Source organism: Paraburkholderia aspalathi (assembly GCF_905220735.1).
In the GTDB taxonomy this organism is placed as follows: Bacteria; Pseudomonadota; Gammaproteobacteria; order Burkholderiales; family Burkholderiaceae; genus Paraburkholderia; species Paraburkholderia aspalathi.
This window is the reverse complement of the sequence record NZ_CAJNBA010000004.1, coordinates 532,318-544,984: the sequence shown is the minus strand read 5'-3', so window position 1 is coordinate 544,984 and position 12,667 is coordinate 532,318. Positions and strand designations below refer to the sequence as shown.

The window sequence follows — 12,667 nt, the reverse complement described above, 5'->3', positions numbered from 1 at the left end:
CTGCTGCCGATGAACGTGGGATGACTCAGTGGACCATCGTTACCGGCGTAACCGTGCGCCTTGACAGCGACGCCAACATGGCCAGTCTTCTAAAGAAGCCCATGTGGCTCGCGTCGATCACCATGACGTCGGGCTGGGTTGTTGCCGCATAGTCGGCAATCGCTTTCGTGCGGTGGCCGAATACCCGCTTCCAGTGGTACGGCACGCCCGCTTCTTCGAGAATCGTGCGGGCATCGATCAGCGCCTTGAGCATGGCGTGTTTTTCCATCCGCACCAGCGAGCTTCGAGTATGGAAGGCTGCAGCGCGCCCCTGATCGACAGGCTCGAGCACTTCAAGCAGTTCGACTTCAGTTACGCCGCGCTCCAGAAACATGAACGCCGCATAGCGCGCGGCTTCTATCGCGCCGCCGTGGTCGAGAACAGGGATCAGCATTCGTATCATCGAGAACTCCTGGCGGGTACTTTGTACTTTGAGCTTAGCGAAAGCGGCATTAATGTCGTGTAAAAAAACTGCTGTTTTTGCAGCACGCACGCGCGCAAATTACACGGCGACGAAAGGCATCTTCACGATGCCTGTATCGCAGCCGGATTCAGCTCGATATGCAAGATCACCAGCCACCGCTTCGGACAATCCTCTGCAATCTGCAATTCCTGTTTCCTGTCACCGCCCGTCTTCACAAAACCTTTCGCCCGCGCGAAGCCGAACGCGCGCCGTGCATCGGATTGCAGCCACAGCGTCAGCAGCCCGCATGTCACGCAACTGAACAGCCAGATCGTTTCGTGAGGCAGCGTCGCATCGAGTTGCTGCGCGACGTACGTAAAAATCGTTGTGAGAACCTGATTGGTGACGAAGGCAATGGCGACGACCTTGCACATTCCCCTGAATATCATGGCGGGTCTTGAGGGCGTCATGGCAGGTCAAAACCCGGTGCGGAAAACACGCAAGCCTCCACGGTCACGTTGCCCTTTGTTTGTTTGACTGCCATACACCCCTCCAGCAAAACCCAGATTTTTCTTGCGGCGAAACGCCAGACTCGAACTATACGGAGCTCGCCGTAAAGGCCGAGAATCGATTGCCGCCGGCGATATAAAAATCCTGTGAAAATCACCGCACGCCGACCAGCCGGTAGCCCACGCCGGCCTCGGTGACAATGTGCTCAGGATGGGCCGGATCGCGCTCGAGCTTATGCCGCAGATGCCCCATGTAGATACGCAGGTAGTGGTGGTTGTCGGTCTGCAATGGGCCCCATACCTCGCCGAGCAGTTGCTCGTGCGTCAATACGCGGCCTGGATGGCGCACCAGCGCGGAGAGCAGGCGATATTCGGTGGGGCTGAGATGGACGATCCGACTGCCGCGTACCACCCTGCGCTCGCCGAGATCGATTGTGACGAGGCCGAACTGAACCTGAGGCACGCCGACCCTGTCGCCGCTGGCCTGCCTGCGCAAATGCGCTCTGATCCGCGCGCTAAGTTCGGGTAAGCCGAACGGTTTGGTGAGGTAATCGTCGGCACCGGCATCGAGCGCGGCAACCTTGTCTTCTTCGCGGCTTCGCGCCGAGAGGACGATCACCGGCATCGCGGACCAGCCGCGCAACTCGCGGATCACCTCGATGCCGTCCATGTCCGGCAAACTCAGATCGATGATCACAAGGTCCGCCAGCCGCGTCGCCGCCTGCGCCAAACCTTGTGCGCCGGTCTGCGCGTCGAAGACACTCATGCCGGCTGCTTCGAGGCTAGTACGAATGAAGCGGCGGATAGCTTTGTCCGCGTCGATCACAACGACTGTTACGGTGGGATCGCTCATCCGCAGGCTCAATGCATCGGCTTGAGGTCATCCAAAGCCAGGTTGAGCTTCAGCACGTTCACGCGTGCCTCGCCGAAAATGCCGAACTGCCGCCCCGAAGTATTGCGCCCAACAAGATTGGTCACCTGATCGACCGGCAGGCCGCGGGCCTGCGCCACGCGCGCCACCTGATAGGCGGCCGCGGCCGGACTGATCTCCGGGTCGAGGCCGCTGCCCGACGACGTCACGAGATCCACCGGCACCGGTTGCGACATGTCGTTGCCTGCTGCCTTCAACGCATCGAGACGGCCTTTGATTTCGTCAGCGAGCGCGGGATTGGTCGGGCCAAGGTTCGAACCACCCGAGTTCTGCGCGTTGTAGGGCTGCGGCGAGGTAGCCGACAATCGCCCCCAGAAATAGTACGGTGCATCGAACTGCTGACCGATCAGCGCGGAGCCGGCCACTTTGCCGTCTTTCTCGAGCATACTTCCGTTCGCCTGAGCCGCGAAGGCTGCATGACCGATTGCGGTCACAACGATCGGATAGATCACCCCGGTAATCACGGTCATCAGGATGAACAGGACAAGTACCGGGCGAATCAGCGTTTTCATGATGTTCACTCTTTTGGGTCAGACCCAGCCAAACACGTTCAGCACCATATCGATCAGCTTGATGAACGGGAACGGCAGCAGAATACCGCCCAGCCCGTAGATCAGCAGATTGCGGCGCAACAGCGATGCCGCGCCGAGCGGCCGGTACTTCACACCCTTGAGTGCCAGCGGAATCAGCGCAACGATAATCAGCGCATTGAAAATCACCGCCGAGAGAATGGCTGACGACGGCGAGCTCAGATGCATCACGTCGAGCACACGCAGTTGCGGATAAGTCGTCGCGAACGCCGCCGGGATAATCGCGAAGTATTTGGCCACGTCGTTCGCAATCGAGAACGTGGTGAGCGAGCCGCGCGTCATCAGCATCTGCTTGCCAATCTCGACGATCTCGATCAGCTTGGTCGGATTCGAATCGAGGTCGACCATGTTGCCGGCTTCCTTCGCCGCCTGCGTGCCGGTGTTCATCGCCACCGCGACGTCCGCTTGCGCAAGCGCAGGGGCGTCGTTGGTGCCGTCGCCCGTCATCGCCACGAGCCGGCCTTCAGACTGGTGCGAACGGATCGTGGCGAGCTTGGCCTCAGGCGTCACCTCGGCGAGGAAATCGTCCACGCCGGCCTCGGCGGCGATCGCTGCTGCGGTCAGGCGGTTGTCGCCCGTCACCATGATGGTCTTGATGCCCATCTTGCGCAGTTCGGCGAAGCGCTCCTTGATGCCACCCTTGACGATGTCCTTCAACTCGATCACGCCCATGCAGCGTGCGCCGCTCTCGCCGCTCTCGCCGCGCACTTGCTGCGCGACGACCAGAGGCGTGCTGCCGCGCCGTGCGATTTCCGTCACCGCAGCCGTCAACTCAGCCGGAAAACGGCCGCCGTGCGCCTCGACATAGTGTTTGATCGCATCGGATGCGCCCTTGCGAATCTCACGGTCGGGCAGATCGACACCGCTCATGCGCGACTGTGCGCTAAACGCGAGGAACGTCGCCTGCAATGCGTGCATATCGCGTTCGCGGATATTGAAGCGCTGCTTGGCCAGCACGACGATGCTGCGCCCTTCCGGTGTTTCGTCCGCGAGTGAAGACAACTGCGCCGCGTCGGCGAGCTGTTCCTCCGTGACGCCCGGCGCAGGTGTGAAAGCCGAGGCTTGGCGATTGCCGAGCGTGATCGTGCCGGTCTTGTCGAGCAGCAATACATCGACGTCGCCTGCGGCTTCAACAGCACGGCCCGAGGTGGCGATCACGTTCGCCTGCATCATCCGGCTCATGCCCGCTACGCCGATCGCCGAAAGCAGACCGCCGATGGTGGTCGGAATCAGACACACTAGCAGCGCGACCAGCGCGGTGATCGTGACTACATGCCCTGCTTTCGCGGCTTCGACCGAGAACATCGAGAATGGCAGCAGCGTCGCGGTTGCGAACAGCAGCACGAGCGTCAACGCGACCAGCAGGATCGTCAGGGCGATCTCATTCGGCGTTTTCTGACGTTTCGCCCCTTCCACCATCGCGATCATCCGGTCGAGGAAGGCCTCGCCCGGATTCACGCTGACGCGCACGACGATCCAGTCCGACAGCACGCGCGTGCCGCCCGTCACCGACGAAAAATCGCCGCCCGATTCGCGGATCACCGGCGCGGACTCGCCCGTGATCGCCGACTCGTCGACCGACGCGACGCCTTCGATCACTTCGCCGTCCGCCGGAATCACGTCGCCGGTTTCCACCAGCACGACGTCGCCCTTGCGCAGATCGGTGGCTGTCGTAATGCGAATCGGCGACTTGGGATGCGCCTCCTGCAGCTTCTTCGCCATCACGTCGCGCTTCGCGCCACGCAGCGAAGCCGCCTGCGCTTTCGAGCGCCCCTCAGCGAGCGCCTCCGCAAAGTTGGCGAACAGCACGGTAAACCACAGCCAGAGCGCGATCGCCAGAATGAAACCCGCCGGCGCCTCGGCCTGGCCAGCGAGCGCGGCGACCCACAGAATGGTCGTCAGAATGCTGCCGATGTATACGCAGAACATCACCGGGTTACGCAACTGATGGCGTGGTGCGAGCTTCCTGAACGAATCGACGAGCGCCGGCCGGGCAATCGACGGGTCGAACATCGAGCGCGCCGCGTTGCGCGCCTGACCGATGTTGCCCGGCTGATGAACCGGCGGTTGGAGTCCGTTAGTCATGCTGTCCTCTCAGTCAATGTCCCGCGACCATGATCAGATGTTCAACGACCGGGCCGAGCGCCAGTGCAGGCACGTACGTCAGCGCGCCGACCAGCACCACCGTGCCGAGCAGCAGCACGACGAACAGTGGGCCGTGCGTCGGCAGCGTGCCGGCGGTCGCGGAGATGCGTTTCTTTGCGGCGAGCGATCCGGCGATTGCCAGCACCGGCACAATCGAGCCGAAGCGGCCGAACCACATGGCGATGGCCAGCGTGCTGTTGTAGAACGGCGTATTGACCGAGAGGCCCGCGAAAGCGCTGCCGTTGTTATTGGCGGCCGAACTGTAGGCGTAGAGAATCTCGGAGAACCCGTGCGGCCCGGGATTGGAGACGCCCGCCACGCCGGCCACCGTCAGCACGCCGATTGACGCGCCGACCAGCACGAGCAGCGGCGTGAGCAACACGGCGATCGACACCATCTTCATCTCGTACGACTCGATCTTCTTGCCGATGTATTCCGGCGTTCGCCCGATCATCAGGCCGGCCACGAACACCGCGAGCAAGGCGAACACGAGCATGCCGTACAGGCCCGAGCCCACGCCGCCGAAGATCACCTCGCCGAGTTCGATCAGCAGGAGCGGAACGAAGCCGCCCATCGGCGTCAACGAATCGTGCGTGTTGAGAACGGCGCCACACGAGGCGGCAGTGGTCGCCACGGTAAAGATGCCGGACTGCGCGATGCCGAAGCGGGTTTCCTTGCCTTCCATGTTGCCGCCCGTTTGCGCGGCCGACGCCGTTTGATCGACATGCAGCGACGCATACAGCGGGTTGCCGTTCTGCTCAGACGAAATCTCGCCCCAACAGGCGACCGCGAACGCGATCGTCATCGCGGCAAGCACCGCATAGCCCTGCCGCTTGTCGCCCACCATCCGGCCGAACACCAGGCACAACGCAGCAGGGATAACGAGCATCGCTATCATCTGAACGAAGTTGGCGAACGGCGTCGGGTTCTCGTACGGATGCGCGGAATTGGCGTTGAAGAAGCCGCCGCCGTTGGTGCCGAGCATCTTGATCGCTTCCTGTGACGCAACCGGCCCCATGGCGATGGTCTGCTTGTCGGCCTTGTTGTCCACCATCACCGGGTTGCCCTTGGCGTCCTTGACGGGATTGCCCTGGGCATCGGTCTTCGGCGTCTGATACGTCGTCACCTGCAGCGTCGGCACGTCTTCGTATGACTTGAAGTTCTGAAGCACCCCTTGACTGATCAGGACCAGCGCGATGACCGTCGCGAGCGGTGCAAGGATATACAACGTGATACGCGTCAGATCGACCCAGAAATTGCCGATCGTCGTGGCCGTATGGCGCGCGAAACCGCGAATCAGCGCGATCACGACAGCAATGCCGGTGGCGGCTGAGAAGAAGTTTTGCACCGTCAGCGCGGCCATTTGAGTCAGATAGCTGACCGTCGATTCCGGCGTGTAGTCCTGCCAGTTCGTGTTGGTCACGAAGCTGACCGCCGTGTTGAAGGCGGCGTCGGGCGTCATCGGTCCGAAGCCCTGCGGGTTCGCGGGGAGCCATTGTTGCAAACGCAGAAATCCGTACACCGCGAGCACGCCGAGCGTGTTGAAGACCAGCACGGCCAGCGCGTAGTGCTTCCACGACATTTCGGCGCTGGGGTCGACCCCAGCGAGCTTGTAGAGCGCGGTTTCGATCGGACGCCCTATCCGGCGCACGACGACCGAAGAACCGTCCACCACGGCGGTCATGTAACGTCCGAGCGGGATGGCGAGCGCGATCAGCACGACAATGAACAGGCCGGGCTGAAACAGGTTGTTGAAGTTCATTCGAGAGCCTCCGCGCGTAGCAAGGCATACACGAGGTAAGCGAACAGAATCAGCGTCGAGGCCGCCGCGAGCCAGGTCATCCAGGTGGTCATGGACGGCCTCCGGGCGCGCGGTGAAGCTTGTCGCAGCCAATCACGAAGGCCGCGACAAGACCGCTGAAGACAATGATTGCGATGAGGTAAAGCAGATCCATGGTCCGGTCTCCCACAGGGGACTCCTGCACCGTGAAATTTAGGAAAATCCGCGTAAACGCAGCGTTAATACTTCGCGCGGTTTCGTAAAAACGATGGACGTGGTGCGGGAGAGCGCTGGGTTAACGCAGCGGTATGGTCTTGCTGGGAGAGTTTCGGGCTTTCGTACTGCTGTTTGAAAACGGCTGGCGCTTGAGCGGCTTAAGCGGCCTAAGAGACTTAAAGGGCTTAAGCCGCCTTGGCCGCCTTACTCGCTTGAACCGCCTGGGCCACCTGAGCGGCTTGAGCAGCTTCGCGCGCAGCCTGTTCGATCCAGAGCCGGCTATCGGGAAACCAGAACGCGTCCGGGCGCGGCGGCGAGACGAGCTTCACCGGAAGGGAGGGATTGAATATCTTCGACCATGCGGACAGATAGGACGGCGTCTTCACGAGGAAGCCGCAATTGGCCAGAAGCAGGCAAGACACCAGCGCCTCGCGGCCGATTTCGAGTCCCGGATAGCCGCTGAAGTGAACGGGCGTGCTGCCACGAGCGAGATGTTTTGCCGGTGCGACTCTGACCGGCTTGCTGAATGGCCAGGCGACAAAATAATCGATAAACGCCCGTTCATCGCTCGAGACAAAAATATTGGTCAAGTGCGGGTTTTCAGCAAGCGAGGCTTCCACCTGCCGGCAAAAGCTTCCCCACGAAACCGGGATGGCTTCCTGCGCCTTGTCGGTCCCTCTGAAATGCGCGCCAAGGGTCGACGGGCCGAGCCCGAGCTTCTGGCAGATCGCATCGACTTCTTCGCAGATATGCGCGGCCGGACGATAGTGCGCGAAGAAAAGCTCGCTTGCACTCCTCAGTCGAAGCCGCGCTTCATAACGCTGACGAAAGCCGAGTTGAACCAGGTCGCGCACGGTCGACGTTCTGATCTTATGAGTGATCGTGACTCCGGAGGTGGTGTGCACGGACTCGAAGAAGGCCGAGAACCAGTCCAGCTTCCCTTCGGCATCACCATACAGCCCGCCGCGTGCACTGATGCACGGGGTGAGGCATTTCTCGTCGCAATACATCAGAATAAACAGGACCATCTGCATCACGGAGAAGAAACCGGAGTTCTCCTGAATCTCGATGGAAAAAATGCCCCTATTCAAACGCTGTGTTGCATGGAGGGAAATCCGGCGCGGCATGGCCACGCTATGCTTGAATCCCTCGCTACGTCGGATCTGTTTCGCCCGATCGACTACCTTTCTCAACATGCCTGACTCCTAATTAATTAGGTATTTTTTAAAATGGCACGGACCTGTTTGCTGCGAAGGAAGGGACGGTTGAGCATAACATTTCAAAAGCACGACCACGTAAAGTTTGGCTCATCTTGGTGAGCTAGCGTACAAAGGATCGGTAAGGTTTTCCCTGGATGGCCGCGCCGCACTGCCGGCTCAACCCTCCGGCATCTCGCCGGTGTACTCATAGGCCACCGTCCCCTTGGGATGCCTGAACCACCCCGGATCGCGATAGTCGTTGCGCCCCAATCCCTCCCGCACTTTCACGACGGTGAACATGCCGCCCATCTCCAGCGCGCCGAACGGCCCCGTGCCGGTCATCATCGGCAGCGTGTTGTCGGGCAGCGGCATTTCCATTCCGCCCATCGAGCCGCCCGTGCTGCCCATCGCCATGTATTCGGGCACCAGCTTGTTGATGCGTTGCGCGAGGTCTTTCTGCGGCACACCGATCAGGTTCGGGACCTGATGACCCATCGCGTTCATGGTGTGATGGGACTTGTGGCAATGAAACGCCCAGTCGCCCGGACGGTTCGCCGTGAACTCGATGGCGCGCATCTGGCCGACGGCCACGTCCGCGGTCACCTCGGGCCAGCGGGCGGACGGCGGAATCCATCCGCCATCCGTGCCCACCACTTCGAAGTGATAGCCGTGCAGATGGATCGGATGATTGGTCATCGTCAGATTGCCGACGCGGATGCGCACGCGATCGCCGGCGCGTACCGGCAAGGAATCGATGCCGGGAAAGACGCGCGCATTCCACGTCCACATGTTGAAGTCGGTCATCTCGTTCACGCGCGGCGTGAAACTGCCCGGGTCGATATCGTATGCGGACATGATGAATACGAAGTCGCGATCCACCTGCATGACGCCCGGGTCTTTCGGATGAACAATGAATGTCCCCATCATGCCCATTGCCATCTGCACCATCTCGTCGGCATGCGGGTGATACATGAAGGTGCCGTGTTTCTCCAGTTGAAACTCGTAGACGAAGGTCTTGCCCGGCGGAATGTGCGGCTGCGTGAGACCGCCGACGCCATCCATGCCGCACGGCAGGAGCATGCCGTGCCAGTGAACCGTGGTGTGCTCCGGCAGCTTGTTGGTCACGAAGATGCGCACCTTGTCGCCTTCAACGGCCTCGATGGTCGGCCCTGGCGCCTGGCCGTTATAGCCCCACAGGTTCGCGCTCATACCCGGCGCCAGTTCGCGCACCACCGGCTCGGCAATCAGATGAAACTCCTTCCAGCCGTTCTTCATACGCCACGGCAGCGACCAGCCGTTCAACGTGGCAACGGGCGAGTACGGCCGGCCGTTTGGAGGCGCAAGCGGTGTCTGCATCGCGGCCTTGGCCATCGTGGGCGCCTCAGGCAATGACGCGGCGCCGGCCTTACTGACGAGCGCCGCGCCCAACAACGCGGCTCCAGAGCCGCCCAGAAAATTTCGACGAGACACCATGTCATTGACCTTCGGAATCTGTGGATGACGCTTGCGGCGTCATGGATGTAAATGGCGCAGCGGCCATCGCGAGGGGCGGCAGACGACCACCGAGCGACTGCTGCAGGTCGGTTTCGGCGAGCCAATAGTCTTTGAGCGCGTCGATATAGCTATTCACCGCGCCGATCTGGTCGCGCGAATCGGCGAGCAGTTCGAACACGCTCGCGAGCATGCCGTTATAGCGAAGCAGCAGTTCGTCCGAAATCGTTTTGCGGATGGGTACGACTTCGTCGCGATAGTGCTTCGCAACGTCGTAGTCGGTCACATAAGCCGAATACGATTCTCGAACCTCTGAGCGCGCGTTGATCGCGGTCTCGGCGACGCGGTTCGCCGACTGCAGATAGATCGCTTCGGCGCGCGCTACTTTCGAGGCGCCCCAATCGAAAATCGGAATCTCGACGCTGATCTCGTAGCCCTGTTCGCGGCCGTCGGAGGTCGTGAAATTGTTCTGATACCCGACATCCAGCGCATTGATGAATCGCGTTGCCCGGCTTAGGCCCAGTGAGCTTGCAACGCTCTGCGTCTGGAGTTTTTCTGCTTGTATGTCCAGGCGATTCTGCATCGCGAAGTGTTCGAGGTCCTGCAATTCGGGCCTCGTTGCAGGCAGGTCAGGCAGACGCTCGGGAAGGTCGTACTGCGCTTGCGAGCCCCATAGGCCCATCGTGCGAGTGAGTTTTTCTCGCGCGGCTATCGACTGCTGCCGCGCTTTCGCTAGTTGCGCCACAGCTTCCGCGTAGAAGGCCTGCTCACGCGCATAGTCGAGCTTGCTGAAGTTGCCGGCTTGCTGCATGCGCAACGCGAGTTCGGCGCCGGCTTCTGCCGAGTCCTTCACCTGCTCTGCGTAGACAGCGGACTGCTTCGCCGCGACGGCACCGATATAGGCGCGTCGGGCATCGGCGGCGACCTTGAGCATGGCGTCCGCTGCGAGCAGCCGGGTCTGCTCGAAACGGCGACTCTCGATGCGTGTCGCCAACGGCAGCGTCAGCACGTTCAGCAAGCCGAGCGTAAATGTGCGGCTGATGCTCAGATCGTTGCCGCCGTGCGTGCGGCTGAATGTGAAGCCGGGATTCGGCAGTCGTCCCGCCTGCACCAGGTCCGCCTCGGCAATGCCGAGTTCGCTATACGATGCCTGCAATCCGCGGTTATTCAATAGCGCGATCTGGATCGCGTCGTCCATGCCGAGTGGTCGGGATAGCAGTTCCTGCGTGCGTTTGACGACAGCGTTTCGGTCTTCGTCTGTCTTGACTAGTACAGCGTCTTTGCCGAGCCGCTGCGATGCTGTGGTGGACACGGTGTCGAAGCCGCCGTCCTTCGAAAAGGTCGTGCAGCCGGCGAGGAACGCCAATGCAGTAGTGGCAGCAATGACGCGGCCGGTGGGAAAGAGAGGCTGCTTCATTCTGCCGGGCCCTCTTGATGGGCACCGTGGCCGCCGTGATTGGCGTGAGGGTTGGAGCCGTGGTCGGAGTTGCGGTTGGCACCAGCGTTGGCACTCGCTTTCGCATCGCCCGAATGCACTTGACCGTGGTCCATCTGCAGCTTGCCCGATGGACTCGCCACCGCGCGATTAAGCGCTTGCCAGCTTGGGGCCTTTTGTTCCCGATACGGCCGATAGTCCGCGAAGGCAGACGGCACATTGACCGCCGGAACCGATGCCGCGGCATCCGCCGGATCAGGAGGTGGTGATATGGCGTGCACGAGCGCCGGCAATACTGCCGTCGCGCCGAGCAGCGCTGCAATAAACGTTCGCATTGATTTTCTCGTCGTATGCCACCCGGACGGCCGACGTGCAACGTGCGGCCATCAAGGCGAAATTGAACATCGCAGCATCACGCTGCGAAGGAACTAGACGAGAGAGATTCGGGGAGGTCGTTCGATGCCGTCAGTCAGAAATGACGCGACACGAACAGAGGGAGCAAGAGGTACAGCGAAATGGACTGCGTCAGCGGATATCGCCGCAACCGGAGCGGCCGGCAAGCCGCCACCGAAACAGCACGACGCGCAGGCCGAGCAGGCATGCGCATGATGCGCGCCGCCTGGGTGACCGTGGTTTTGCGAGTGATCACCGGCGATGTCATTGGCGCTATCGGCCATCATCGCGGCATGGTTATGGTGGTGAGTCGCCACGCCAGCATTCTCATGGAGCGTGGACACCCCTTCTCCACCAACATGCGAGGACTCGCATTTCATGGAGACGGCCGCGAACGACTGAACCGGAAGGCTCAGCACGAGCAGCACGACGAGAAAGAGTTTGCGCCAGTAAGACATGGGTACGGAGTCTAGCACGCTGTTTAAGAGGAACGTAAGGCTGGAACCGCTACAGTCTGTGGCGACTTTTTGCGTCGATAGGGCCACGCTTGGCGGCAGAATAAACAACATGGACGTATATGCTTGACCTTCCCTCAGTGGGAAGGTCCAAGCTTAAATTCTGATTTCTCATCGAAGGCAAGAAATGGAATTCCAGATCCCGGACATGTCATGCGGCGGATGCGCCAATGCCATTACTCGTGCAGTCACTCGCATCGATCCAGAGGCGAAGCTCGACGTCGATGTCGCCGTTAAAATCGTGAAGGTCGCATCGACCTTGCCGCCGGAACGCGTCATCGAGGTAATCGAAGCGGCGGGGTTTCACCCCTCGCTCAAGCGCTAAGCGGATCACATGAAGCATGTGTCTATCGATTAAGCTAAGCACCCTGTTCGCAGCATCACGGTCACCCGCTATCACTGTTTCCCCAACGGAAAACCCAATATGAAAAACCTTCGTGCATTCCGTGCCCTTTGCCTTTTCAGCAGCGTTGCGTTTGCTGTCGCCGCGGCGCCCGTCTACGCCCAGCAGGCTGCGTCGATGCCCGGCATGGACATGTCCGGCTCAGCGGACGCCGGGTCGAGCGCATCGACCCAGGCGTTCAAGGACGCCGACGAGAAAATGATGCAGGCCATGGATGCGCCCGCCTACACGGGCGATGCCGACAAGGACTTCGTCGCCCACATGATTCCGCATCATCAAGGCGCGGTCGAAATGGCGCAGGTGGAACTGAAATACGGCAAAGATCCCGACTTGAAGCGCCTCGCCCGAAACATCATCAAGGCGCAACACGACGAGATCGCCTTCATGCAACGCTGGCAGGCGAAGCACGGCGTGAAGTGACAACGGGCAACCTGCCCGCTCTGACGCCTCTGACGCTTTAGCGTTTCAACACCGCGCCTGGCTTCGCGGCGGCGCCTGCGCCGCCCCGAACGCTGGAATTCAGCCGCGAATGACTGGTGTTTACCCGCCAAACCCACTCTGACACTTGCCACTTCGTCGGAATGTGGCTCAAAATGTAAGCGCTATCATTTTAAACAC

General features: G+C 60.9%; 14 protein-coding genes. 3 read left to right on the top strand and 11 right to left on the bottom strand.

The window, feature by feature from the left end; translation table 11 throughout:
- Positions 1-25 precede the first annotated feature (25 nt).
- The 11 genes from KHO30_RS25255 to KHO30_RS25205 all read right to left on the bottom strand — a co-directional run bounded on the left by KHO30_RS25255 (position 26) and on the right by KHO30_RS25205 (position 11,073).
- Positions 26-442, bottom strand: a complete 417-nt coding sequence (locus tag KHO30_RS25255; RefSeq protein WP_093633062.1) for a universal stress protein — start codon at positions 440-442, stop codon at positions 26-28.
- A gap of 122 nt (positions 443-564) precedes the next feature.
- Positions 565-891, bottom strand: coding sequence for a hypothetical protein (locus KHO30_RS25250; RefSeq protein ID WP_234486876.1), 327 nt, complete (start codon positions 889-891; stop codon positions 565-567).
- A gap of 214 nt (positions 892-1,105) precedes the next feature.
- Positions 1,106-1,804 (bottom strand): response regulator, encoded by a 699-nt coding sequence (locus KHO30_RS25245; RefSeq protein WP_093633064.1) that lies wholly within the window; start codon positions 1,802-1,804, stop codon positions 1,106-1,108.
- 8 nt (positions 1,805-1,812) lie between these two features.
- Positions 1,813-2,394, bottom strand: a complete 582-nt coding sequence (kdpC, locus tag KHO30_RS25240; protein WP_200620457.1) for a potassium-transporting ATPase subunit KdpC — start codon at positions 2,392-2,394, stop codon at positions 1,813-1,815.
- Between the two features lie 18 nt (positions 2,395-2,412).
- Entirely contained in the window at positions 2,413-4,485 is a 2,073-nt protein-coding gene (gene kdpB / locus KHO30_RS25235; RefSeq protein ID WP_211702837.1) for a potassium-transporting ATPase subunit KdpB, read from the bottom strand.
- Between the two features lie 85 nt (positions 4,486-4,570).
- On the bottom strand, positions 4,571-6,379 hold the full coding sequence (gene kdpA / locus KHO30_RS25230) for a potassium-transporting ATPase subunit KdpA (protein WP_211702688.1): 1,809 nt from the start codon (positions 6,377-6,379) through the stop codon (positions 4,571-4,573).
- The gene (gene kdpF / locus KHO30_RS25225; RefSeq protein ID WP_028193906.1) at positions 6,376-6,471 is read right to left on the bottom strand and encodes a K(+)-transporting ATPase subunit F; all 96 of its coding nucleotides are present in this window, start codon (positions 6,469-6,471) and stop codon (positions 6,376-6,378) included. Before kdpF ends, kdpA begins: the two co-directional genes overlap by 4 nt.
- A gap of 327 nt (positions 6,472-6,798) precedes the next feature.
- The gene (locus KHO30_RS25220; protein WP_211702687.1) at positions 6,799-7,809 is read right to left on the bottom strand and encodes an O-fucosyltransferase family protein; all 1,011 of its coding nucleotides are present in this window, start codon (positions 7,807-7,809) and stop codon (positions 6,799-6,801) included.
- A 180-nt stretch (positions 7,810-7,989) separates the two neighbouring features.
- Entirely contained in the window at positions 7,990-9,285 is a 1,296-nt protein-coding gene (locus KHO30_RS25215; RefSeq protein ID WP_211702686.1) for a copper oxidase, read from the bottom strand.
- A 1-nt stretch (position 9,286) separates the two neighbouring features.
- Positions 9,287-10,720 (bottom strand): TolC family protein, encoded by a 1,434-nt coding sequence (locus tag KHO30_RS25210; RefSeq protein ID WP_211702685.1) that lies wholly within the window; start codon positions 10,718-10,720, stop codon positions 9,287-9,289.
- The gene (locus KHO30_RS25205) at positions 10,717-11,073 is read right to left on the bottom strand and encodes a hypothetical protein (protein WP_200620462.1); all 357 of its coding nucleotides are present in this window, start codon (positions 11,071-11,073) and stop codon (positions 10,717-10,719) included. The genes KHO30_RS25210 and KHO30_RS25205 overlap by 4 nt, the downstream gene beginning before the upstream one ends.
- A 264-nt stretch (positions 11,074-11,337) precedes the next feature.
- Between KHO30_RS25205 and KHO30_RS39665 the strand changes: the two genes are divergently transcribed.
- The 3 genes from KHO30_RS39665 (at position 11,338) to copM (ending at position 12,469) form a co-directional block, all read left to right on the top strand.
- Positions 11,338-11,604, top strand: coding sequence for a hypothetical protein (locus KHO30_RS39665; protein WP_211702684.1), 267 nt, complete (start codon positions 11,338-11,340; stop codon positions 11,602-11,604).
- A gap of 169 nt (positions 11,605-11,773) precedes the next feature.
- Positions 11,774-11,971, top strand: coding sequence for a heavy-metal-associated domain-containing protein (locus KHO30_RS25195; protein ID WP_093633071.1), 198 nt, complete (start codon positions 11,774-11,776; stop codon positions 11,969-11,971).
- A 99-nt stretch (positions 11,972-12,070) separates the two neighbouring features.
- Complete coding sequence (copM, locus tag KHO30_RS25190) at positions 12,071-12,469, top strand: CopM family metallochaperone (RefSeq protein WP_054038385.1); 399 nt, start codon at positions 12,071-12,073, stop codon at positions 12,467-12,469.
- The last annotated feature ends 198 nt before the right edge of the window (positions 12,470-12,667 follow it).